Origin of the sequence: Collinsella aerofaciens, assembly GCF_039758965.1 — a bacterium.
In the GTDB taxonomy this organism is placed as follows: Bacteria; Actinomycetota; Coriobacteriia; order Coriobacteriales; family Coriobacteriaceae; genus Collinsella; species Collinsella aerofaciens_BR.
Genome location: NZ_JBDMSL010000004.1, coordinates 85,647 through 109,588, shown reverse-complemented (window position 1 = coordinate 109,588; position 23,942 = coordinate 85,647). Strand labels below are relative to the sequence as shown.

At 59.6% G+C, this 23,942-nt stretch carries 20 protein-coding genes; 14 read left to right on the top strand and 6 right to left on the bottom strand.

What is annotated here, in order from left to right; all coding sequences use genetic code 11:
• Nucleotides 1-38: 38 nt before the first annotated feature.
• On the top strand, nt 39-860 hold the full coding sequence (locus tag ABHU32_RS02290) for a phosphatase (protein ID WP_138375042.1): 822 nt from the start codon (nt 39-41) through the stop codon (nt 858-860).
• A gap of 78 nt (nt 861-938) precedes the next feature.
• Here the strand turns inward: ABHU32_RS02290 and rlmD are convergent, their stop codons facing one another.
• Nucleotides 939-2,387: a 23S rRNA (uracil(1939)-C(5))-methyltransferase RlmD gene (rlmD, locus tag ABHU32_RS02285; protein ID WP_430393424.1), complete on the bottom strand. Its 1,449-nt coding sequence runs from the start codon at nt 2,385-2,387 to the stop codon at nt 939-941.
• Between the two features lie 338 nt (nt 2,388-2,725).
• On the opposite strand from rlmD, the gene ABHU32_RS02280 reads away from it, so the two are divergent.
• The 4 genes from ABHU32_RS02280 to ABHU32_RS02265 all read left to right on the top strand — a co-directional run bounded on the left by ABHU32_RS02280 (nt 2,726) and on the right by ABHU32_RS02265 (nt 7,382).
• Nucleotides 2,726-3,586 (top strand): transporter substrate-binding domain-containing protein, encoded by an 861-nt coding sequence (locus ABHU32_RS02280; protein WP_346978760.1) that lies wholly within the window; start codon nt 2,726-2,728, stop codon nt 3,584-3,586.
• The gene (locus tag ABHU32_RS02275) at nt 3,586-4,239 is read left to right on the top strand and encodes an amino acid ABC transporter permease (protein WP_006235606.1); all 654 of its coding nucleotides are present in this window, start codon (nt 3,586-3,588) and stop codon (nt 4,237-4,239) included. The genes ABHU32_RS02280 and ABHU32_RS02275 overlap by 1 nt, the downstream gene beginning before the upstream one ends.
• A complete protein-coding gene (locus tag ABHU32_RS02270) occupies nt 4,232-4,996 on the top strand; it encodes an amino acid ABC transporter ATP-binding protein (RefSeq protein ID WP_254881781.1) in 765 nt (254 codons plus the stop codon). The genes ABHU32_RS02275 and ABHU32_RS02270 overlap by 8 nt, the downstream gene beginning before the upstream one ends.
• A 310-nt stretch (nt 4,997-5,306) precedes the next feature.
• Nucleotides 5,307-7,382 carry an elongation factor G gene (locus ABHU32_RS02265; protein WP_346978758.1) on the top strand — a complete coding sequence of 692 codons (2,076 nt, stop codon included), beginning with the start codon at nt 5,307-5,309 and terminating at the stop codon, nt 7,380-7,382.
• A 129-nt stretch (nt 7,383-7,511) separates the two neighbouring features.
• Here the strand turns inward: ABHU32_RS02265 and ABHU32_RS02260 are convergent, their stop codons facing one another.
• Together ABHU32_RS02260 and ABHU32_RS02255 are read right to left on the bottom strand one after the other, a co-directional pair.
• Nucleotides 7,512-8,495, bottom strand: a complete 984-nt coding sequence (locus ABHU32_RS02260) for a DNA/RNA non-specific endonuclease (RefSeq protein WP_346978757.1) — start codon at nt 8,493-8,495, stop codon at nt 7,512-7,514.
• A gap of 119 nt (nt 8,496-8,614) precedes the next feature.
• Nucleotides 8,615-9,625, bottom strand: coding sequence for a LacI family DNA-binding transcriptional regulator (locus ABHU32_RS02255; RefSeq protein ID WP_040359542.1), 1,011 nt, complete (start codon nt 9,623-9,625; stop codon nt 8,615-8,617).
• A 415-nt stretch (nt 9,626-10,040) separates the two neighbouring features.
• On the opposite strand from ABHU32_RS02255, the gene ABHU32_RS02250 reads away from it, so the two are divergent.
• From ABHU32_RS02250 to ABHU32_RS02225, 6 genes are all read left to right on the top strand, one after another.
• Nucleotides 10,041-11,513, top strand: coding sequence for a PTS fructose transporter subunit IIC (locus ABHU32_RS02250; RefSeq protein ID WP_117800246.1), 1,473 nt, complete (start codon nt 10,041-10,043; stop codon nt 11,511-11,513).
• 144 nt (nt 11,514-11,657) lie between these two features.
• Complete coding sequence (locus tag ABHU32_RS02245) at nt 11,658-12,932, top strand: class II D-tagatose-bisphosphate aldolase non-catalytic subunit (RefSeq protein WP_195192740.1); 1,275 nt, start codon at nt 11,658-11,660, stop codon at nt 12,930-12,932.
• Nucleotides 12,933-13,050: 118 nt separating this feature from the next.
• The gene (gene fsa / locus ABHU32_RS02240; protein ID WP_006235616.1) at nt 13,051-13,734 is read left to right on the top strand and encodes a fructose-6-phosphate aldolase; all 684 of its coding nucleotides are present in this window, start codon (nt 13,051-13,053) and stop codon (nt 13,732-13,734) included.
• Nucleotides 13,735-13,797: 63 nt separating this feature from the next.
• Nucleotides 13,798-14,628, top strand: a complete 831-nt coding sequence (locus tag ABHU32_RS02235; protein ID WP_346978756.1) for a transketolase — start codon at nt 13,798-13,800, stop codon at nt 14,626-14,628.
• On the top strand, nt 14,628-15,566 hold the full coding sequence (locus ABHU32_RS02230) for a transketolase family protein (protein ID WP_346978755.1): 939 nt from the start codon (nt 14,628-14,630) through the stop codon (nt 15,564-15,566). Before ABHU32_RS02235 ends, ABHU32_RS02230 begins: the two co-directional genes overlap by 1 nt.
• 11 nt (nt 15,567-15,577) lie before the next feature.
• Nucleotides 15,578-16,030 (top strand): PTS sugar transporter subunit IIA, encoded by a 453-nt coding sequence (locus ABHU32_RS02225; RefSeq protein WP_195503788.1) that lies wholly within the window; start codon nt 15,578-15,580, stop codon nt 16,028-16,030.
• A 781-nt stretch (nt 16,031-16,811) separates the two neighbouring features.
• Here ABHU32_RS02225 and larE read toward each other — a convergent pair.
• Nucleotides 16,812-17,690, bottom strand: coding sequence for an ATP-dependent sacrificial sulfur transferase LarE (gene larE, locus ABHU32_RS02220; RefSeq protein ID WP_346978754.1), 879 nt, complete (start codon nt 17,688-17,690; stop codon nt 16,812-16,814).
• Between the two features lie 173 nt (nt 17,691-17,863).
• On the opposite strand from larE, the gene ABHU32_RS02215 reads away from it, so the two are divergent.
• The gene (locus ABHU32_RS02215) at nt 17,864-18,514 is read left to right on the top strand and encodes an HAD family hydrolase (RefSeq protein WP_346978753.1); all 651 of its coding nucleotides are present in this window, start codon (nt 17,864-17,866) and stop codon (nt 18,512-18,514) included.
• A gap of 113 nt (nt 18,515-18,627) precedes the next feature.
• On the opposite strand, the gene ABHU32_RS02210 is transcribed toward ABHU32_RS02215, so the two are convergent.
• Complete coding sequence (locus tag ABHU32_RS02210) at nt 18,628-19,740, bottom strand: LacI family DNA-binding transcriptional regulator (protein ID WP_346978752.1); 1,113 nt, start codon at nt 19,738-19,740, stop codon at nt 18,628-18,630.
• Between the two features lie 311 nt (nt 19,741-20,051).
• Here ABHU32_RS02210 and glmS point away from each other — a divergent pair, with 311 nt between their 5' ends.
• Nucleotides 20,052-21,899 (top strand): glutamine--fructose-6-phosphate transaminase (isomerizing), encoded by a 1,848-nt coding sequence (gene glmS, locus ABHU32_RS02205; protein ID WP_346978751.1) that lies wholly within the window; start codon nt 20,052-20,054, stop codon nt 21,897-21,899.
• Between the two features lie 113 nt (nt 21,900-22,012).
• Here the strand turns inward: glmS and ABHU32_RS02200 are convergent, their stop codons facing one another.
• Nucleotides 22,013-22,714 (bottom strand): GntR family transcriptional regulator, encoded by a 702-nt coding sequence (locus ABHU32_RS02200; protein ID WP_226790702.1) that lies wholly within the window; start codon nt 22,712-22,714, stop codon nt 22,013-22,015.
• A gap of 193 nt (nt 22,715-22,907) precedes the next feature.
• Here ABHU32_RS02200 and ABHU32_RS02195 point away from each other — a divergent pair, with 193 nt between their 5' ends.
• The gene (locus ABHU32_RS02195; protein ID WP_346978749.1) at nt 22,908-23,942 is read left to right on the top strand and encodes a YeiH family protein; all 1,035 of its coding nucleotides are present in this window, start codon (nt 22,908-22,910) and stop codon (nt 23,940-23,942) included.

Sequence of the window (23,942 nt, the reverse complement as noted above, 5' to 3'; positions counted from 1 at the left end):
TGAATATAAGCGACGGCCGTGCCAGATAAGGAGACCCGATGCCCTACCTGCTTTCTTGTGACATTCATACCCATACGATGTTCTCTGCGCATGCATATTCGACCATTGAGGAGAATGTGTACTGGGCGGCAGAGCGTGGCCTGCAGGTGCTCGGATCTGCCGACCATCTGAGCTCTATGGTTACGGCTTGCCCCAATGACCTGCGCAGTTACCAATTCTTTATCAACCAGGATATCTGGCCGCGCATTTGGAGCGGCGTGCTGGTGCTGCGTGGTGCCGAGGCCGATATCGTTTCGCTGGACGGAAGCCTGTTTGGCGAGGACACTCCTGTCACGCTCGATATTGCCGGCGATTCGTACAGCCGTCAGCATTCACTGTTCGATTTGGTTACGCGTAATTTGGATTATTTGGTTGCAAGCGTGCATAATCCGCAGATTGCTGAGGGCGCGACGCTGGCCCAAACGACCGAGATGTATGTCAATGCCTTGGAACACCCCAAGGTGTTCATGCTGGGCCACGCGGGTCGCTCGGGCGTGCCGTTCGATATCGACGAGGTACTGTTGGCAGCTAAGGCCAAGCACAAGATTATCGAGATCAACAACCATAGTCTTGAACACGGTGTCGACACTGAGCATTGGGCCGTATGCCGCAAGATCGCCGAGCGCTGCGCCGAGCTGGGCGTGGGCATTGGCGTGTCGACCGATGCCCACATTGGCATGGCCATTGGCAAGCTCGATCACGCGCGCAAGATGCTCGACGAGATTCACTTCCCGCTGGATTTGATCGTGACGCGCGACCGCGAGACGCTGCTGCGCGAGATGGCGGCAGCCGGCGTGTGCGATCTGCGCAATGGGATGTAGCGGAGTTTATAAACCAAGCGAAGGGGGCGGCCCAGGCGGGTCGCCACCCTTCTTGTCCCAAAAATATACTGAGGTTGGTTAGCGGCGTTCGAGGACCGCTACGGTTTCGGTGTGGTCGGTGTGAGGGAACATGTCGACGGGCGTGATCTTGAGCAGGCGATAGCCTCCGTCGAGGAGCTGATGCAGGTCGCGCTCTTGAGTCACGGGGTTGCAGCTGATATAGGTGATGCGGCGCGGCTTAAGTGCGCAGGCAGCTTCGAGGAACTCGGGGGTGGAGCCGGCACGCGGCGGGTCGATGGAAAGGACATCGATCCGCTCGTTGTTGTCGGCGGCATCTAGGATGTAATCGGTGGCATCGTCGGCCATAAACCAAGCGCTGCGGGTGAGGCCGTTGAGCTCGGCATTGCGGCGTGCGTCGGCAATGCCCGCCGGGTTGCGCTCCACACCGAGCAGCATGATGCCGATCCCCTTGTTCTGGGCATCTTTAGCTGCGCAAAGACCGATGGTGCCGCTGCCGCAGTAAGCATCCATAAGCACATCGCCCTGGTGCAGATCCATGCCGTCGATAGCGAGCTGATAGAGCAGCTCGGTCTGCTGCGGATTGGTCTGATAGAACGCGGTAGGGGAGATATCGAATTCGCAACCGAGCAGCTGGTCGCGCATGCACTCGGCGCCATATACAATGCGGGTTTCCTCGCCGAGGATGGCGTTGCCGGGACGTCCGTTGATGTTTTGGGCGACGGTGACGATGTGCGGATTGAGTGCGGCGACAGCCTCAAAGAACTCCTGCGCATGCGGCAAGTCGCGCTGAGCGGTCACGAGCGTGACCATGACCTGGTCGGTACGCCAGCCGCAGCGAACGACGGCATAGCGAAGCAAGCCCAGATGCTTGTCCTCGTTAAAGGCGGGAATGCGCAGGCGCTCAGCCTCACGCGCGATGCCGTTGAGAATCTGACGGGCACCTGGCGCCTCGACAGGACACTCGGGTACGGCAACGATCCTGTGCGTGCCGCGCTCAAAGAAACCGCAACGGACAGTGCCCTCCCTACCGGGAGCAAAGGGAGTGGCAGCCTTATGACGAAAGCCACGCGGCGCAGGATATTTACCCGGATCGCCCAGGGTCACGCCCATACCGCGAATAGAATCAACGGCGATACCCTCACGCTCACAGAGCGAAGCAAAAAGCTCCTCCATAGCAGCCTGCTTGGCGGCGAGCTGCTTCTTGTAAGGACGATTGAGCGCCGTGCACCCACCGCAAGCTTTCATGATCGAACAGGGGGACTTGGGGTCCACAGCCTTACGCGCAGACGGAACCGAGTTATTATGCGAGCGCTTGGAACGAGTCTGAGACGCCTTGTCCCCGCCTCGACGAGAGTCAGAACGCTTGGTCTTAGCCCTGCTCTTGGTCAATTTGCTTTTTGCAGCTTTAGAAGACTTGGATTTCGTAGAAGATTTCTCCTCCTTCGACCCCTCAGCCGCCTCGATCAAAGCACGACGAGCCTTACGCTCCGCACGAGATTCTGCCATCAATAACTCCACTAATTCATGAATTAAAGCTGCAAGTATTGTACCGTGCCAAGCCAGCAGACGATATACAAGCGGTTTATTCGTGTTAGTGATAAGCCCAACGACGGTTGCCCGCCGCGTGAGGGGTGTGGGGGTTAAGTTTATCGCGAGTTCCGCACGAACAGGAGGCCACTTAATGTGGCCTCCGTCGTGAGCAGGACTGTAGAGCAGGAAACTTAACCCCCACACCCCTCACGCGGCGGGCAAACTCGCCTTGTACTCTATCAAGGTAAAGTGTATGATTCTGAACGTTACAAGACTCACTTTACTTAACTAAAGTGCCACCAAGGGGGAATACAATGAATGCCGATATGTCTCGTCGTCAGTTTGTTGGTCTAGCCGGCTCGCTCGTCACGGTGCTTGGCCTTGGTCTTGTCGGTTGCGGCGGTGGTGCCGGTAAGGGCTCCGCTGCCGGTTCTGCCGCAGCCAAGGACATGAAGGGTGCTGCGGAGTCCAAGAAGCTCGTCGTGGGCTTTGACAAGTCCTATCCTCCGTATGGCTTTGTAGGCGACGATGGTGAGTACACGGGCTTTGACCTCGACCTTGCCAAGGCCGTTGCCGATAAGCAGGGCTGGGAAGTCGATTACGAGGCCATCGACTGGGATGCCAAGGACACGCTGCTCAACTCGGGTGCTATCAACTGCATCTGGAACGGCTTTACCATGGAGGGCCGTGAGGACGACTACACGTTCTCCGAGCCGTACATGCTCAACGAGCAGGTGCTGGTGGTCAAGAAGGATGCGGGCATCAAGGGCTGGGACGATCTTGCCGGCAAGACTGTGATTACCCAGACTGATTCCGCTGCGCAGGACGTGCTTGAGGGTGACCAGAAGGATCTGGCAGCGACGTTTGCCACGCTCGACACGATCGGCGAGTACAACACGGCCTTTATGCAGCTCGAGAGCGGCGCGGTCGATGCCGTGGCGTGCGATCTTTCGATTGCCCAGTATCAGCTTGCCGCCAAGCCTGATGCCTATACGCAGCTTGATGAGCCGCTGTCCAGCGAGCACTACGCCGTTGGCTTTAAGAAGGGCGACACCAAGTCGGCCGATGCTGTAGCCGAGTCGCTCAAGGCGCTCTACGAGGACGGCACGGTCAAGGACCTCTGCGATAAATATTCAAGCTATGGTTTGTCTTTCGATAATTGGGTGCTCAAGTAATGTCTATTCAGGTCATGATGCAGATGCTTGGCCAGGGGTTCTTGGTCAGTTTGCAGCTGTTTGTGTTGACGCTGCTCGGGTCGATTCCGCTGGGAATTCCCGTGGCGTTTATGCGCATGAGCAAAATTGCGCCGCTTCGCTGGATTGCGCGCATCTACATTTCGGTCATGCGCGGTACGCCGCTCATGCTGCAGATGTTTGCCATCTACTTTGCCCCGTACTACGTGTTTGGCATTTCGCTCACGCCCGATTCCAAGTGGACGGCGTGCGTCGTGGCGTTCATCATCAACTACGCCGGTTACTTTGCCGAGATCTATCGCTCGGGCTTGCAGTCCATTCCGCGCGGTCAATACGAGGCTGCCGAGGTGCTGGGCTATTCGCGCGTGCAGACGTTTCTGTATATCGTGATGCCTCAGGTCGCCAAGCGTATTCTGCCGGCGATGGGCAACGAGATCATCACGCTGGTCAAGGACACGTCGCTGGCGTTTGCCATTGGCGTGGGCGAGATGTTCTCGACCGCCAAGGCCCTGGTTGCCTCGCAGGTGAGCATGGTACCGTTTGCGATCGCGGCGCTGATTTACTGGGTCTTTAACTTTGTGGTCGAGATGCTGCTGGGCGCCGCCGAAAAGAAGCTGGACTATTATCATGACTAACTCAGTGATGAAAATCGAAAACGCACGTAAGGCGTTTGGCGGCAATGAGGTGCTCAAGGATATCTCGCTCGAGGTAAAGCGTGGAGAGGTCGTGGCGATTATCGGGCCTTCGGGTGGCGGCAAGTCCACGCTGCTGCGGTGTGCCACGCTGCTCGAGACGCTCGACGGAGGCTCGCTCTCGTTTGGCGACCTTGCCGTTGCGACGGATGCGGGTTCGGGCGCGGTCTATGCGAAGGGCGATGTGCCCAGGCAGGCGCGCTCGCGATTTGGCCTGGTGTTTCAGAACTACAATCTGTTCCCGCACTATACCGTGATGAAAAACATCACCGATGCGCCGATCCGCGTTCTTAAGCGCCCGCGCGAGCAGGCAGAGGCACGTGCGTGCGAGTTGATCGCGCAGATGGGGCTTACGGGCAACGAGAACAAGGTTCCTTGTGAGCTTTCGGGCGGTCAGCAACAGCGCGTGAGTATTGCCCGTGCCCTAGCGCTCGACCCGGAGATCCTGTTCTTTGACGAGCCGACCTCGGCACTCGATCCCGAGCTGACGGCCGAGGTGCTGCGTGTCATTAAAGACCTTGCGGCGCAGAATATGACGATGGTGATCGTGACCCACGCAATGCAGTTTGCGCGCGATGTTGCCGATCGCGTGGTCTTTATGGACGGCGGTCGTATTGTCGAGGAGGGGCCCGCCGAGCAGGTTATCGACCATCCGCGCGAGCAGCGCACGCGTGAGTTTTTGAGCCGTATCGAGGGATAGGCTCAGGTATTTGCTCAACTATTAATTGAGGCGAAGCCGCCGCAGGTCTTACGGTCTGTGGCGGCTTTTTGTTTGCATCGGCGGGGTTCAATAATCGCCTCACAAGCTTGTCTCTTCCTCTCGCCGCCTGTATTCATACGTGTGCCGAAAGGTGTGCATGGACGGTCGCCCGTGAGGGTAGGGTGGTGGCATAGGACATTTGGAGGGTGAGTCGGCTCGGCTGCCGACCATGCTGCTCCCGGGATGGCACCGACCGCGAACTCTCCCCGTTGGCGTCGCGCAATGCGCGCGGCCCTGCAAGGAGGTCATCATGGGTGCTCCCAAGACCGGCAATGTAAGGAACGTGGTGCTCGTAGGCCAAGGCGGGGTGGGCAAGACTTCACTCGCCGAGGCCATGCTCCACCTTTCTGGCAAGACCGCCCGCCTGGGCGGCCACGACGGCACCAAGCCCACGCTCGACTATGACCCCGAAGAGGTCAAGCGTGCATTTTCCATCTCGACGACCATTGCACCGATCGACTGGAAGGGCGCGCGCATCAATGTGCTCGATGCCCCGTGCTACCCCGATTTTATCGGCGACGCCTTTGCCGCGATGAGTGTTTGCGAGACGGCTCTGTTTGTGGTCGACGCCGAGGCTGGCCCGCAGCCTACGACGGTTAAGCTCTGGTATGCCGCCGAGGACCTGCGCCTGGCGCGTGCGGTGTTCGTAAACCGCCTGTCGCGCCCCGAGGCCAGCTTTGCGACCACGATGGACCTGCTGCAGGAGCGCTTTGGCACGCGCCTGGGCGCCGTGACCCTTCCCTGGGGCGAGGGCGAGGACTTTGACGGCATCATCGACCTGGTGCGCATGAAGGCGCGCCATTGCAACGGCGCCGAGGCCGTTGAGTCGGAGATTCCCGAGGAGTATCGTGCCCAGGCCGAGGAGGCCCATGACCATCTGTGCGAGCTGGTGGCCGAGGCTGACGACGAACTGATGATGAAGTACTTGGAAGGCGAGGAGACGCTGACGCAGGAGGAGCTCGAAGGCCTGCTGTCGAAGGCGATCGCCGAGCGCATCTTTGTGCCGGTCTTTGCGGGCGATTGCATTAAGGAGCAGGGCGTCAACTCGCTGATGGACGACATCGCCACGTACTTCCCGGCGCCGACGGACTACGGCGAGATGCCGCTCATCGACGGTGATTCGCTCAAGATTTCGAGCGACGATGACCGTCCGGTGGCGTTTGTGTTTAAGACGCTGGCCGATCCGCAGCAGGGTCGCATCAGCTTTATCAAGGTGCTGACGGGTACGCTTGAGCCGGGTCTTGAGCTGATCAACGCGCGTACCCGCAAGAGCGATCGTCTGGCCCACCTGTATGTGATGTGCGGCCGCGACATGACCGAGGTCGGTCACGCCTATGCCGGCGACATCATCGTGGCGCCCAAGCTGGCGGCCGAGACGGGCGATACGCTCTCCATTACCGGTAAGGTCGAGGCTGCGGCGTTTAAGTTCCCCAACTCGCAGTACCGCATTGCCATCGAGGCCGAGAACCGTGGCGACGAAGAGAAGCTCTATACGTTTATCGAGAAGGCGTGCAAGGCTGATCCGACCATGAGCATCGATCGTGACGAGGAGACGGGCCAGACTATCATCTCCGCCGTTGGTGAGGCGCAGGTTTCGGTGCTGCTCAACCGTTTGGAGGATCGCACCAAGGTCGTGGCCAAGAGCGTGCCGATCCGCATTCCGTATCGCGAGACCATCCGCCGCACGGCGAGCGCCCAGGGTCGCCACAAGAAGCAGACCGGTGGCGCCGGTCAGTACGGCGACTGCTGGCTGCGCGTGGAGCCGCTTATTGGGCCCGACGGCACGAGCGACGGCTACGAGTTTGTGGATGAGGTCGTGGGCGGCCGCATTCCGCGCTCGCTGATCCCCGCCGTGGACAAGGGTGTCCAGGAGACCATGAAGGACGGCATCATTGCCGGCTACCCGCTCACGGGCATTCGCGTTGCTGTGTACGACGGCTCGTATCACAGCGTCGACTCCAACGAGATGGCGTTCCGCGCGGCGGCTCGCATCGGCCTGCGCAAGGCATGCGCCGATGCCGACCCGGTGGTGCTGGAGCCCATCGAGGAAATCACGGTGACTATTCCCGAGAGCTACGCCGGCGCCGTGATGGGTGACATCTCGGCATCGCGCGGTCGCGTGACGGGCATGGAGACCGATGAGCGCGGCGACACCGTGGTCATCGCCCAGGCACCTCTCGCCGAGCTGACGGATTACTCGACGCGCCTGCGCTCTATCACGCGCGGCACGGGTGACTTTACCATGAAGCCCGCTGGCTATGAGCAGGTTCCCTATGACGTTCAGGCCAAGCTGGTCGAGCGCTATGAGGAGGGTCGCGCCAAGTAGCGTGTGGCGTTGCCTGCAACATACATGCCGATGCAAGGGCCGCTCTGGGTAACCCAGGGCGGCCCTTTTTGATCCCTGGGGGACGGAGGAAAACAGATCATCTTTGGGTTACGGGTGGCGCGGTCGGCACTAGTCTCCGGATGCCTGGTTGCGACCGGTGGCGTAGTCGATCTGCACGTGCGGCTGCAGGTTGTAGCAATATACGTGGAAGCAGAGGGTCTTGCCGTGGTCCTCGATCGATTGCGCCTCAAGGCGCACGCCACGGCAGACAAGTTCCTCTTCGTTATACATGGGCGTGACGCGGTAGAGCACATGGTTGCCCGTATCGCGAATATAGTTGAGAATCTGCTCCTCAAACGGCAGCATGCCCGTTTCGTTGAGATAGCGCGTGCCGGTGAGGAGATTTTTGCGGTTGGCGTTTTCGCCGCAGAGCGACCAGGCGATGAGATGGCAGCGGTTGTAGAGGCTCTGGCCCGGAATAAAGTCGTAGCGCTGCTGGTGCCAACCGGCAGGATGGATACGCGAGATATCGCCGCGCTCGCCTTGACCGAGTGATTCGGGGCCCACGCAGGCGAGTGCTTTGCGGGTGCGGCCCAGGCTGTCGAGCTTGGAGAATTTCTTAAAGCAGCCCTCTTCTGTAGCGCGATCGTATTCATCGAGTGTGAATGACGGCGTGCCGAGCGGGTGCGTGCTGTCGGCGCGAAGGGCAACGTAGGGGTTGCCGGCGTAGTCGGGAATGCTGCTGAGATAAACACCGCGGGCGCGGTTGAGGTCGGGGTTTTCGACCTCGTCGATGGGGGTGGCGGCGCTGTCCGCGGAAACGTCGTCATCGGTGTCGGTCGCGGCGGAATCGGAGCCATCGCCAGAGTCCTGGCTGTTTTGAGGGTCCGAGGAGCTCGCCGTTCCCGATTCGAGCCGAGCGACCAGGCCTGCCTCGTCCTCGGTGCGGCTGGGACTCTCGTTTTGCTTTTCGGCCAGAGCCGCCGCCTGTTCATTGCTTTGCGGCGACAGCAACTTGGGCGCTCCGTCGAGCGATCCCGTAAACAGCGCAAACCCGAGCACCACGGCGGTGCCGATGGAAAGTACTTGCTTGTAGGCGGGCTTGCGCGACATTGAGGCTCCTGGATGGACGGTTGGGAATCTACCAGTCTAGCAGGAGCCGGCAGGGGCCGTTCTATCGAACAAATACTTAAGATTTGGGACAAACACTACTGATTAATTTGTCCCGCGGTCTAGATCGAGGTGGAGTCGAGCCAGTTGAGCTTGCACTCGAGAATGCGCTGCTCGCCGGGTTCGCTGCTGCCGTCAAGTAGGGCGAGCAGCATCTCGGCTGCTTCGCGACCTTCCTGGTCGACGGGCTCGATGATGGTGGAGACAGTCGGCGTGGTGAGATTAGTCCAGTCTTCGCAGTTGAGTCCCAAAAGGCCGATTTGCTGCGGAAGCAGATGGGCCATGGGCTGAAGCGCCTTGTAGACGCGGGGGAGCGCCCATTGGTTTTGGACAAAGATGAGCGTACGCTTGGCGGGATTGAACTTGAATTTAAAGTATTCGGTGAGCTCGTTGATTGACGGCTTGTTGTGATCGATGGGAATCGCTTTGTAGAGCTGTCCGTTCGCTGCCAGTGCCTCGGCATACCCCTGAAAACGCTCCATGCGGGTGCGCATCTCGGTCATGTTGGCGGCAATGGAAAAGAAGTCTTCGTAGCCGGCGTCGAGGAGTGCCTGTGTGGCGTTGTACACGCCGTCGTAAAGGTTGGTTTTGATCCAGCTGGTACCTGGGCTATAGATGGCCGCATCGAAAAAGACGACCGGCTTGCCGGCGCGTCTAATGCGGTCGTGCACGGCTTTGAAGTTTGCCGTGGGCTGGATGATAAAGCCATCGACGCCCAGCGAGAGCATCTTGTCGACGTACATGAGCTCGGTCTCGGGGTTAAAGTTGCTCGTGCAAACGACCGTCTGGTAGCCCGCGGGGAGCATGACCTGCTCCATGCCATTGAGAACGAGCCCCGCCCATTTGTTGGTGTTATCCAAAATGATGATGGCGATGACGTGGGTTTGTTTGCCGGTGAGCGTTTGCGCCTGGGCATTGGGAACGTATCCGAGTTCCTTAATTACGCGCGCGATTTTGTTCTGCGTCTTCTCGCTAAGCTTTTCTCGTTTGTCGTTGAGGTAATACGAGACGCTTGCCGTCGAGGTTCCCGCCTCTCGAGCGACGTCTGCGATCGTAACGCGCTGTTTTGCCACAGCGACTCCTTCCGACAGATGAGCATTTTCCAACATGATGACTTTGAGTCTTGGTGGGGGATACGCTTCGGTGAGCGACCTTTTCCTTTCATATGAGTATGCAACAAATGCGGTATACGGGTGGGGTCGAAATTTGTGACCGGCATGCGCATCTGCCGTCTACCGAGAAAATCAAATACTTCTTGACTTTTGAAATCGAGGGTAAAATCGCAGGATTCATTTTTGGTTAAACGCATAACTAAATCGCATAACCAACGCTCTGACCTGCGCGTTTACCGAAATAAGCTGGCATTAAGAAAAACGAGCACCTATATTGGTCTTGTCGAAAAGACAGCAAGTCCAAACGGCAGGGGATGCTCCGGAGGCCTCCGCAAACGGTGTCTTGCGCACGCAACTCTATGAAAAGAGGGAAGCAATGAAGATCGTAGGCGTTGCCGCCTGTACCGTGGGTATCGCCCACACGTATATGGCCCAGAAGGCGATTCAGGATGAATGCGCCGCCCGTGGCATCGAGTGCAAGGTCGAGGCTCAGGGTGGCCTGGGTATCGAGAATGAGCTCACGCAGGAAGACGTTGACTCCGCCGACCTGGTCTTGGAGTCCGTCGACGTGGGTGTCGAGAACGAGGACCGTTTTGAGCAGAAGATGGCCGAGGGCAAGTTCCTCAAGGTCGGTACTTCCGATGTGATCGCCGATCCGGTCAAGATCATCGACCAGGCTGTTGAGATTATCAAGGCGACGGGTGGCGCCGTTGACGCGCCCAAGGCCGAGGCCAAGGCAGAGAAGAAGGCCGTCTCCGCTGCCCCGCAGGCCCCGACACCGGCGTCCAAGCAGTCTATCTTTGCCGATCCTGGCAAGACGCTGCTCAATGCATTCAATACCGGCGTTTCCTATTTTATCCCCATTGTCGTTATCGGTGGCGTGTTCCTCGCCTTCTCGTTGGCATCCGGTACCGCCGGCGCCAACGGCATGGAGGTTACGAATCCGCTGATGGTGAGCCTTAACACCATCGGCATGGCCGGCATCTCCATGATGATCCCGGTGCTTGCGGCTTACATCTCCTACTCGATGGCCGGCAAGCCCGCGCTCGCCCCCGGTTTTGTCCTGGGCTACCTGGTCAACAACGCGGTCGTTACCCCTAACGGCAACAGCGTTTCGACCGGCTTCTTGGGCGCCATGATCATGGCAGTTATCTGCGGCTACTTTGTCCGCTGGATGAAGACCTGGAAGGTCAACAACACCATCCAGACCATCATGCCCATCCTGATCATTCCGATTCTGACCTCGCTTGTCCTGGGCATGGCCTATATCTACATCCTGGCCACGCCGCTTGGCTTTGTGATGGACTGGCTCACCGGCGTGCTCGGCAGCCTGCAGGGCGGTTCCGCAGTTGTCCTGGGTCTGGTCATTGGCGTTATGACCGCCTTCGATATGGGTGGCCCCATCAACAAGACCGCCTCGACCTTCACCATGGCCATCATGGCCTCCGGTATCTACGGTCCTAACGGTATGTTCCGCGTCGCCGTCGCCGTTCCCCCGATCGCCTGTGGCCTCGCTGCGCTCATCGCCAAGAACAAGTTCGATGACGCTGACCGCCAGATGGGCATCTCCGCGCTGTTCATGGGCTGCATCGGTATTACCGAGGGCGCTATCCCCTTCGCGGTCAAGGACCTCGGTCACACCCTGCCCGGCATTTGCATCGGCTCTGCCGTGGGTGCGGCACTTGCCGCCTTCCAGGGCATCGACTGCTACGTCCCGCACGGTGGCTTTATCGTCGCCCTTGCCACCAACAACGTCGCGCTGTTCTGCCTGGACATCGTGATTGGCGCCGTGGTCGCCGCTGCAATCCTGATTGCCATGAAGCCCACGCTCGATAAGCAGGCCAAGTAAACCTTTAAGGACTCCGGTTGTGCGGAGGGATGGATTTGACTCCGCACAACCGCCCCTACACAACAAAATCCATCCGTACTGATAGGGCCCACATCTGGGTCCCAGGGAACTTTTGTCAAAAATCCTCTGGAGAAGGAGAACAAAATGTCCAACCTCACCATCCGTCAGGCCGTTCAGGGCATGCTCAAGCTGCAGGATAGCGGCGATCACGCAACCATGGTCGGCATTGGCCCCATGAGCCCCAACCTGATTCAGGCCGTGTTCGAGCTTGCCAAGGACGAGGATTTCCCGCCCATGTTTATCGCCAGCCGCAACCAGGTCGATATGGACGAGATGGGCGCCGGCTACGTCAACGGTTGGGACCAGACGCGCTTTGCCGCCGACATCAAGAAGGTTGCCGACGAGGTGGGTTACACCGGTCCGTACTACCTGTGCCGAGACCACGGCGGTCCGTGGCAGCGCGACGAGGAGCGTAACGCCCACCTGCCCGAGGACGAGGCCATGGAGCTCGCCCGCAAGTCCTTCGTCGCCGACATGGAGGCGGGCTTTGACCTGCTGATGGTCGACCCTACCAAGGACCCCTATCAGATCGGCAAGGTTATTCCGCTCGACGTGGTGCTTCGCCGCACGATTGATCTTATCGACTACCTTGAGCAGTACCGTCGCGAGCATAACCTGCCCGAGGTTGCCTATGAGGTCGGTACCGAGGAGACCAATGGCGGCTTGACCTCTACCGATAAGTACGAGGAGTTCATTTCTCAGCTGCAGCCCGAGCTCGAGAAGCGCGGCTGCCCCATGCCCACCTTTATCGTCGGCCAGACCGGTACGCTCACCCGTTGGACCGAGCAGGTCGGCCATTACAACTTCAAGAATGCCCGCGAGCTCGCCGACATGGCTAAGCGCTACGGCGTGGGCCTGAAGGAGCACAACGCCGACTATCTGGACGACGCGACGCTGCTCGAGCACATCCCGGCACACGTGACCGCCTCCAACGTTGCTCCGCAGTATGGCACCGAGGAGACCCGCGCCTACCTCAAGCTCTGCGCCACCGAGCAGATCCTGGTCGACAACGGTCTGTGCGATGACCCCTCCGACCTGTATCACACCCTGCTGGTCAAGGCTATCAAGACCGAGCGCTGGCGCAAGTGGATGACTGGCGACGACGTCAACCTGCAGGTCGACGACATTCTTGCCGACGATGAGCTCAGCCTGAAGATCCTGGATGTCTCCGGTCACTATGCGTTCAACGATCCTGAGGTCAAGGAGCAGGTCGAGAAGCTCTACCGCAACCTCGCCGCTCAGGACATCGACGGCAAGCGCTTTGTCATCGAGCACATCAAGCGCCCGATCAAGCAGTACGTCGTCGGTCTTAACCTCAAGGGCGTCACGACCCGCATCGAGGCCGCTCTTGCCGAGTAAGTAGCTTTTCCTACGCGACGCCGGGCCTGGGGCATGTCCCAGGCCCGGCACATGGGACAAAGGGGCAGTCCCTTTGTCCCATTCTTTTGAGTTTTAGCTTCCTTTGAAGGGGTTCACCATGAAGTTCTTTATCGATACCGCCAATCTGGACGAGATTGCCGAGGCCAAGAGCTGGGGCTGCCTGGCCGGTGTTACCACCAACCCGTCCCTGTACGCCAAGACCGGCGGCAAGCTTGCCGACTTTGAGCCGCATATGCTCAAGATTGCCGAGCTCTGCGAGGGCCTGCCCGTGTCCGCCGAGTCTACCGCGACCACTGCCGAGGGTATGATCGAGGAGGGCAAGCGCCTTGCCGCCCTCGCCCCCAACATCGTGGTCAAGCTTCCCGTGTGCGAGGCCGGCCTTGCCGCCTGCCGTGCGCTGGCCGATGCTGGCGTGCGCGTCAACATGACGCTCGTCTTCTCGCCGACGCAGGCCCTTATGGCCGCCAACGCCGGTGCTCGCTACATCAGCCCGTTTGTCGGTCGTTTCGACGACATCGCCGAGGACGGTATCTCGCAGCTCGACAACGTCGTGACCTGCATTAAGAACTACGACTGGACGGGCAAGAACGTCGACGACACCGTCGAGATCATCACCGCCTCGGTTCGTACGCCCAACCACGTAACCCAGGCCGCGCTGCTTGGCGCCGATATCGCGACCGTGCCCATGGCAGCCCTTAAGAAGTGCCTGCACCATCCGCTGACCGATCAGGGCCTTGCCTCGTTCGAGGCCGACTGGCAGAAGGTCGTCGCTCAGGCTTAACGAGTGGATTGCCCCGGCATCGTGTCATCCGGTGCCGGGGTTGTTCTCAAGAGAGGAATTCGTATGACCAACCAGGAGCTGGCGAAGGTCGCCAATGAGGTCAGGAAGGGTGTCGTGACTGCGGTTCACGCGGCCAAGTCGGGACACCCGGGTGGATCGCTCGGTGCTGCCGACATCATGACGTATCTGTACTTTGAGGAAATGAATATCGATCCTGCCGACCCTCACAAGGCCGATCGAGATCGCTTTGTGCTCTCCAAGGGTCACGCGGCGCCGGGCCTGTATTCGGTGTTGGCAAATCGCGGCTATTTTCCCGTCGAAGAGCTCGAGACGCTCCGCCATATTGGCAGCCGACTGCAGGGCCATCCCAACATGAACGACGCCTCTGGCATCGATATGTCCACCGGATCGCTCGGTCAGGGCATCTCTGCTGCAGTTGGAATGGCGCTTGCCGCTAAGCACTGGGGCGACGGCTACCGTGTCTACACGTTGCTGGGCGACGGTGAGTGCGAGGAAGGCCAGGTGTGGGAGGCGGCCATGTTCGCCGGCAACCATGCACTCGACAATCTTGTTGCCGTCGTCGACCACAACGGCTTGCAGATTGACGGCACGATCGATGAGGTCAACTCGGCCATGCCGCTCGCTGACAAGTTCCGCGCCTTTAAGTGGCATGTGATCGAGCTCGCCGACGGTAACGACATGGCGCAGATTGCCGCCGCCTTTGCCGAGGCCCGCAAAGTGAGCGACTCGCCCGTGGCCATTATCGCCGAGACGGTGAAGGGCAAGGGCGTCTCCTTTATGGAAAACCAGGTGGGCTGGCACGGCAAGGCACCCAACGATGAACAGTTTGAGCAGGCCATGGCCGAGCTCGCAGCAGCAGGGGAGGAGCTCTAATGGCAGACGTCAAGAAAGTCGCCACGCGCGTTAGCTATGGCGAGGCACTTGTCGAGCTGGGCAATGAGCGCGATGACTTTGTGGTTCTCGATGCCGACCTGGCCGCCGCCACGCAGACCGGTAAGTTTAAGGCTGCGCACCCTGAGCGCTTCTACGACGCCGGCATTGCCGAGAGCAACCTGATGGGGCTTGCCGCCGGCATTGCGACCACGGGTCACGTCGCCTTTGCGAGCACCTTTGCCATGTTCGCTGCCGGCCGCGCGTACGAGCAAGTGCGTAATTCCATCGGCTATCCGCACCTCAACGTCAAAATCGGTGCCACGCATGCGGGCATATCGGTCGGTGAAGACGGTGCCACGCATCAGTGCTGCGAGGACATCGCGCTCATGCGCACGATCCCGGGTATGACGGTGATTGTTCCCGCCGATGACATCGAGGCTCGCGCATGCGTGCGCGCCGCCTATGAGTTTGAGGGGCCGGTCTACATGCGTTTCGGACGCCTGGCAACACCGGTCATCAACGACTGCGAGGACTATGAGTTCAAGATTGGTCGCGGCGTGGTCGTGCGCGAGGGGTCCGATGTGACCATCATCGCTTGTGGCCTTATGGTCGCTGAGGCGCTTGAGGCTGCCGAGGCGCTCGCTGCCGATGGTATCGATGCCGAGGTCATCAACATGCACACGATTAAGCCGCTTGATGAGCGCCTGGTGGTTGCCAGCGCCAAGAAGACTGGTCGCGTGGTCACCGCCGAGGAGCATTCGATTATCGGTGGTCTTGGCGAGGCCGTGGCCTCGGTGCTCGCAGAGCAGCATCCGGTGCCGATGCGTCGCGTCGGCGTGCGCGATGTGTATGGCGAGTCCGGCCCTGCGGTCGATTTGCTGCACAAGTACGGTTTGGACGCCGACGGCATCGAAGCTGCGGTCAGGTCCGTGTTGTAAGGAAGGTTTCCATGGGATTTGTATCTGCCAACCAAGTGACAATCGGGTATACCGCCGCCTCGCGCGAGGATGCCCTGCATTATTTGTCCGAGCAGGCCATCGAGCTCGGTTTTGCCGATGACGCATCTGCCGTAGAGGCCGCCTTCATTGCTCGCGAGAACGAGGCCGAGACCGGCCTTGTCGCCGGTTTTGCCGTTCCGCATGCCAAAAGCGACGCGATCCACACGCCGGGCGTTGCCGTGCTTAAACTGGCCGAGCCCGTTGAATGGCCGAGCTTCGATGGGGTGCCCGTCGATGTTGCGCTCGCGCTGTACGTGCCCGCCGGCGAGGCTGGAACCACGCATCTGCGCCTGCTCTCCAAGGCTGCCGTGATGCTGATGGACGCCGGCTTCCGTGACAAGGTGCGCGCGAGCACCGATCCCGTTGAGATTGCGGAGCTCATCAATAGCGGACTCGAAGACTAGAACGGTCATCCCGTTCAATCAATTGATCCTTCTCCAAGGAAAAGGGCCGCGACGCCGTATGGGTGTCACGGCCCTATTTGCGTTTCCCCAGATAAAACCTGCCAAAATAAACCTGTCCCTTTTTGGCAGGCTAATCGTGAGTTATTTCACCGCAACTTAGGGCACGGTTAGGAAGTGTGCACCTTAAAGAGTGGAGCCCTTGATTAGAGAGATTGCGCTCGTCTCTCTAAATGTTTCTCTAAAGAGAAAGCTAGTTAAAGAGATAACATTGGGCAATCTAACAGTGAATTCGATACATCTCTCTAAATGTCTCTCTAAAACAAGGCGCTTATCTCTCTAAAGTTAGAGAGATAAATCTATTGTTTTAGAGAGACGGAATGCCAAAATTCGTCCGTCAACTACCATCTGCCAAAATGGCGGATAAAGGGCTCATCGAAGTAATGGGTTCATCGACGAGTCGTAACCGCCGATATCGGAAGAAGTAGATGCAGCCGGGTCGCCTCTCTAGTGTCTCTCGAGGCCAGATGGGTGTTGGAGGGGCGATTGTCTCGCGATATTTCCCCAGATAAAACCTGCCAAAATAAACCTGTCCCTTTTTGGTAGGTCAGTTAACGCAGTCCAGGTTGAGCATATGCGAGCGAGCAGGCTCCGGGTGCGGTAAGGTGACGTGAAACAAGCGGACGCTGACCTTTTGGTCGCGCCCGTGCAGTTGAACGTCAGATTGCCGAGCCCGGGGCCTGCGCAGCGCCGAGCGGTTACGCCGTTTGTAAAACGGCGTAACTTAAAGGTTCATGTTGCCGTGGATGTAGGGGGTAACCTCGGGGGAAATATGGTCGCAGCCCAGCTCGCGCAGCGCGGACTCGATAACGGCGGGCAGCGGGGTCTTGCCCTTGTCGTCGACAGCGGCACCGCCGAGGGCGGCAATCTTGGCGACATCTGCGGGTGCGGCCTCGATATGCATGCAGCCACCGATCAAGCGCGCGCGTACCTGTGCCAGGTCAAGATCGTGCAGGTAATCCTCGCAGGCGCGGATCAGGGAGACCTTCTCGAACGTAAGCTCCTCGCCCGTGGGGACGCGCGTGGCAAGACATGCTCCCGCCGGCAGGTTCCAAACAGGATAGCCCCATGTGCGTAGTAGCTCGCGCTCTTCGTCCTTGGTAAAGCCGACCTCCATAAGAGGGGAGCGTACGCCGAGCTCTTCTGCCGCACGCATGCCGGGGCGGTAGTCACCGCGATCGCTTGCATTGCTGCCATCGATGACGGTGGGAAAGCCGAGCGACTTGGCGTGGTTGACGATGGCGGTAAAGCCGGCGTGCTTGCAGTGGTAGCAGCGATTGGCATCGTTGCAGATTACTTGGGGGAGCTGCAGCTGATCGACCGAAAGATTGAGCACGGGGAGCTTAAAATGCGGCCCCTCATTGGCTTGACCGTCGACGGACCGCTCAAACGAAGCCTGTTCGGGCGTGCCGATGAGCGGCGTGGTGAGGTGAACGAGGAGGGTATTGGTAGGCATGATGCGGGCGCATACGGCGGCCAAAAAGCTGCTGTCAACGCCGCCGGAAAACCCGATGGCCACGCGCCCGTATGCCAAAAGCAGCTGCTCGAGTGCCGATAGCTTGTCTTGAAGCTCCTCTGCGGGTGCCGTGGTGTCTAAAATCATGAAACGTTCCTTATCGTTGAGTACTCGATCGAAAACTATAATCCTAATGCGTTACTTGCCATAAGACTTCTATCTATGTAACGAAAGTGCAATATGGTATATACGTTATATACAAGTTGCCAAATGCGGTAGAGTTGCGGCAATGCGACAGTGAGAGTCGATGGGGGACCGATATGATCAAGGCTGTTATTTTTGACATGGATGGAACGCTGGTCGATACCGAGCGTTTGGGGATTAAGGCCTGGAAGGCAGGCGCCGCTGAGCTGGGGCTCGCAATTGATGATGCGCTGATCCATCAGTTTATCGGCCGCACGCTGCCTGATGTCACGGGCATTCTCGAGGAGCATTACGGCAGCCACGAGACCGCCGAGGCGATCTATGTCCGCCACAAGGAGATTCGCGACGAGATGGTCAAGACCGAGCTGGAGCTTAAGGCCGGCGCCGCCGAGTGCCTAGACGAGCTGCTGGCTGCGGGCTATCACGTGGGTCTAGCGACGTCGTCGCGCCGCGTTACCGCCGAGCGCAACCTTAAAGCATTCGGTCTCTTTGACAAGTTTGAGACCGTGACCTGCGGCGAGGACGTCGTGCACGGCAAGCCCGACCCCGAGATGTATCTGCTCGCCTGCGAGCGCGCGGGCTTTGCTCCCGAGGAATGTGCCGTGGTCGAGGATTCGCGCAACGGCTGCGTCTCGGGCATTACGGCCGGCTGCCACGTCTTTGCCGTTCCTGACATTGTTCCGCTGCCGCAGGACGTGGTGGATGGCTGCGAGGCCGTGCTCGATACGTTGTTCGACCTTTCGGCGGCAGTTAAAGCCGCGCGCTAGACAATTGCGGCGTTGAAACGAGCAATTGCCCACGTTTGCGCTTAAGCAAAAGGGGCCCGGCAATGGTCGGACCCCTTTTGCTTAAGCGGCGACATAGCATACTTGCGGGCGTGCTACAGATACGCGCCTAGGTTGATGGCCGTGGCGTCGGTCTGGCTGCTTGCCTGGGTGCTGGCGCGTTCCAGCAGGAACGGCCGCACGAGTTCTTGGCGGTTGATATCCTCGGTGGCGGTGACTGCGGTGACGGTGCGCGCGGCAGAGCCGATGTGGACGTGCTTGGGCTTCGCCGGCGCCTTGTTCTCGATTTGCTCCATCAGCAATTGAACGCCCTTGCGGCCAATCTCGTAGCCCGGGGGCGCTACCGTAGTGAGCGGGACCGATCCGCTCCAAGCGAGCGGGTTGCCATCGCAACCTGCTACGCGTACCTGCCCGGGGACAGAGATGCCCTTGTCGACCAGTGCCGAGATAACGCCCGAGGCCAACACGTCGGTCAGGCCGACGACAAAATCGGGGCGTTCGTCGGCGGGGCGCGCGGCGATTTGGGCGCCGATGCCGTAGCCGTCGGCGGCGGTATTCCATTCGCCGGCGTCGATGACTTCGATCTTGATATCGGGGTGTAGGGCGAGTGCCTTATGAATGCCAAGGACGCGCAGGGTGAGTTGCATAAATGCTGCTCGGCCGACGACGACAATATGGTGCGCGCCGCGGGCGATGGCGAGTTCGGCAATGATGCGACCCTGGGCCTCGTTGTCGGCCGCTACGTAGTAGCCGGGCTCGGAGCAATGGATGTCCAGATGGACGATCGGCACGGGCATCTTGGTCATGGCGGGGTGCCAGTCGGGGGATGCCATGGGCTGAACCATGACGCCGGACATCTGGGTGCCCATAAAGTAGCGCAGGTAATGGTCCTCGAGAATATCGTCGTTATCGGCGTTGGCGATGAGCAGGTCGTAGCCGTGCTTGCGGGCCTCGTTGTGGGCGCCGCTGGCGATTTGGAGTGAAAAGCCGTGGTCGAGACGGGGGAGCACCAGGCCAAAGGACTTGGTGGCGCCGCCCGCGAGCTGACGAGCGCTTTGGTTGGGCAGGTAGCCCAGTCGATTGATGGTTTCGTTAATGAGCTTGAGGGTCTCGGGACGCAACTTTTCGGGATGGTTGAGCGCGTTGGAAACCGTGCCCAACGAAACCCCGGCTTCGCGCGCGACGTCGCTGATTTTAACCTTTGCCATAGCGGCCCCTTTGATGCGTTTCAAGTACAAGCCAGATTGTAGCATCCTAAACCTACCAAAAAGGGACAGGTTTATTTTGGCAGGTTTATCTGGGGAAACGCCGTTGCCAGCGCGACTGCCACGAAGGTGCCTGTCCCCATTGTGGTGGTTTGGACCGGCTGGACGTGTGTGCATCGGGTGGTATCTAAGTTGAGATACCACTTCTGGTATATCAGCTTGCGTTTGCGTGAGTACAATACTCGAACGTTATGCGTCTCAGCGCCCCCTGTGCGTGGACGTTTTGCAGTCAAGCGGACGAAGGGATTTATCCTATGTGCGGAATTGTCGGCTACACCGGCTCTGATATTGCAAAGAACATCCTGGTCACAGGCCTCAAGCGTATGGAGTATCGCGGCTATGACTCCTCGGGCGTCGCGCTCGAGGTGGGCGAGGGCGCCGCGGCGCACCTCGACGTCATCCGCCGCGTGGGCAAGGTCGCGGGCCTGGAGAGCGAGCTTTCCAACATCGACAGCGACGCTACCTGCGGTATCGGCCACACTCGTTGGGCCACCCACGGCAAGCCCTCCGTCGTTAACGCTCACCCCCACACCAGCTGCGACGGTCGTATCGCCATCGTCCACAACGGCATCATCGAGAACTTCGCCGAGCTGCGCGAAGAGCTGGAGGGCCGCGGCCACCACTTTAAGAGCGAGACCGATACCGAGGTCTTCGCGCATCTGATCGAAGAGGCTTATGCCGAGACGCACGACCTGATGGCCTCCGTGCGCGAGGCTTGCACCCACGTGGTCGGTGCCTATGGTCTGGCCGCCGTGTGCGCTGACGAGCCCGGCGTGATCGCCGTGGCCCGCAAGGATTCCCCGATCGTGGTCGGCGCGGGCGAGACCGGCGCCTATGTCGCCTCCGATGTCATCGCGCTCATCGACGCCACCCGCGATGTCGTGGTGCTCGAGGACGGTCAGTTTGCCAAGCTCACGCCCGCAGGCGTCGAGTACACCGACGAGGCCGGCAACGTTATCGAACCCAAGGTCACTCACATCGACTGGGACCTGGACATGGCAGAAAAGGGCGGTTATCCCGACTTTATGCTCAAGGAAATCCACGAGCAGCCGCGCGTCGTGCGCGATACGCTGGTCGGTCGTATGACGCCGGCCGGCGAGCTCGACATCGACGAGCTGGGCCTTTCGCTCGAGGAACTCAACGACATCGACCGCGTCTACGTGATCGCTTGCGGAACCAGCTATCACGCTGGCCTCATTGCTAAGAATCTCATCGAGGGCTGGGCTCGCATCCCCACCGAGGTTGAGGCGGCCAGCGAGTTCCGCTATCGCAACCCCATCATCACGCCGACGACGCTCGTCGTGGCCGTGTCCCAGTCGGGCGAGACGGCCGACACTCTCGCCGCCATCCGCGACGCGCGCATCAAGGGCGCCAAGGTCTTCGGCATCACCAACGTGGTGGGCAGCCCCGTGGCGCGTGAGAGCGACGGCGTCATCTACACCAAGGCCAACAAGGAGATCGCGGTCGCCTCGACCAAGAGCTTCATCGGCCAGGTTGTGAGCCTGACGCTGCTGGCCCTGCTGCTGGCGCAGGTCAAGTACCGCCTGACCACCAAACAGGCACGCATGCTGTTCCGCGAGCTTTCCGATACTGCCGAGCAGATCCAGTGGATTTTGGACACGCAGACCGATGCCGTGCATGAGGCTGCCCTGCTGTGCAAGGACGCGCAGTCGGCGCTGTTCGTGGGCCGCGGCATGGGTGCCGCTATTTCCTACGAGGGCGCGCTCAAGCTCAAGGAAGTCAGCTACCTGCACGCCGAGGCCTACGCCGCCGGCGAGATGAAGCACGGCCCCATCGCGCTGATCGACCCGGGCTTCCCTGTCATCGCCGTGGCCACCAAGAGTGCCACCTACGACAAGACCGTGTCGAACCTTATGGAGTGCAAGGCGCGCGGCGCCAAGGTCATCGTCGTTGCCACCGAGGGCGACGAGGAGATCAACAAGATCGCCGACTGCATCATCCGCGTGCCGGCAGTCCGCGACGTGTTCAGCCCCATCACGGCGAGCGTCCCGCTGCAGCTGCTCGCCCGCGAGGTCGCCATCCTGCGCGGTTGCGACGTCGACCAACCCCGAAACCTGGCGAAAAGCGTCACGGTCGAGTAGTTGGTTCCGCCGTTCTAGCGACTAAGGCCCGGCTCCGCATCAAGACGGAGCCGGGCCTTGTTGCATTTGCTCGGATAAAACCTGCCAAAATAAACCTGTCCCTTTTTGGCAGGTTAGCGGAGCTTGCTGGTCTCGAAGTACTCGGGGAACTGGTCCAGAACCTCGGTTTGATTGCGGAACATCATGTGCAGGTGCTTGCTGACCAAAAAGCTCGCTTCGATGGGGTCGCGACCGGCGATAGCGCGGCGAATCTGCTTGTGCTCGTTCACGATGTCCTGATTGTCGAGAACCTGCGTGGCGGCGCGCAGCCAGCGGAAGCGCTCCAGGTCGGCATTGGTCTCTTCGAGCCACGACCACACGGTGCTGCGACATGCGATGCTAAAAATCATGTGATGCATGAGGTTGTCGCTCAAAAAGAAGCCGATGCGATCCTCTTCGGCCATGGCCTTTTCCTGCAGCGCGATGGCGCGGTCGAGCTGCTCGATGCCGGCCGACGTGGCGCGCGCACAGCACTCCACAATCACCTGCTTTTCCAGATGCTCGCGGATGTAACAGGCACTCTCGGCAAGGGTGAGGTTGATGGGCGAGACGTAGGTACCACTCTGGGGCACGGTGCGCACCAGGCCTTCCTGCGCCAAGCGAACCAAAGCTTCGCGCACGGGCGTGCGACCCATATCCAGGTCATCGCAAAGTTGCTTGACGCCCAGCTTTTCGCCCGGCTTGTAGTCCAGGTAGACGATTTTGCGTCGAATGGTGTGGTAGGACTGGTCCTGTAGGCTCGTTTCCTGCTCGCCGACGTGCATCGATTCTTCCATAGCGCCTCGCAACTGTTCTATCAAACTCATATGTCAGTTGTTAATTATGCCGCGAATCAGCTCTCCGCGGTGGGTAATTCGGCTGATGCCTGAGAACTATTGCGGCATCTTAGTCTGTGTTTGCGCAAGGCTGTGCCCAATGTTGCCGTATCATAAGCCGTCGCAAACGTGAAATAGAAAGAAGGAATCCCATATGCAACTGGCAAATATCGTACGCGAGCGCTGGAAAGGCGTCTTGTTCTGCCTGATCATCGCCATTCCCACGACGTTGCTCGGCAAACAGGTTGAGGTGGTCGGCGGGCCGGTATTTGCCATCCTTTTTGGCATGGTCCTGGCGCTCGTCTTTCCCAAGAATCGTCGCGAACCGCTCGCCGCCGGCGTTACCTATACGTCCAAAAAAGTCTTGCAGTACGCGGTTATCCTGCTTGGCTTTGGCATGAACCTCTCCCAGATTCTGTCCAAGGGCGCCCAGTCGCTGCCGATTATCGTGGCGACAATCTCGACCTCGCTCGTCATCGCCTTTGTGCTCTGCCGCGTTATGAACGTGCCGGGCAAGATCGCGACGCTTGTGGGTGTGGGTTCGTCGATTTGCGGCGGTTCTGCCATCGCCGCGACCGCACCCGTCATCGATGCCGACGATCGCGAGATTGCCCAGGCTATTTCGGTCATCTTCCTGTTTAACGTTATCGCGGCGCTCGTGTTTCCGACGCTCGGCGGCATGCTCGGGCTGACCAATGAGGGCTTTGGCCTGTTTGCCGGTACCGCCATCAACGACACCTCGTCGGTAACGGCTGCGGCGAGCGCCTGGGACAGCATGCATCCCGGCGCAAATGTGCTCGAAAGCGCCACGGTGGTCAAGCTCACCAGGACGCTGGCTATCATTCCCATCACGTTGGTCCTCGCATGCTGGCAGATGCATCTGGCACGCAAGGCCGGCGGCGACGCCAAAAGCACGTTCTCGCTTAAACGCGCGTTTCCCATGTTTGTGCTGTTCTTTGTGCTGGCGAGCGTGATCACCACGGTGTTTCAGCTTCCCGTGTCCATCACGGCGCCCATCAAGGAGCTGTCGAAATTCTTTATTGTGATGGCCATGGCGGCTATTGGTTTTAATACCGATATCGTTGAGCTGGTCAAAAAGGGCGGCAAGCCCATCGCGCTGGGCTTTTGCTGCTGGATTGGCATTGCGTGCATGAGTTTGGGAATGCAACACGTACTGGGAATCTGGTAG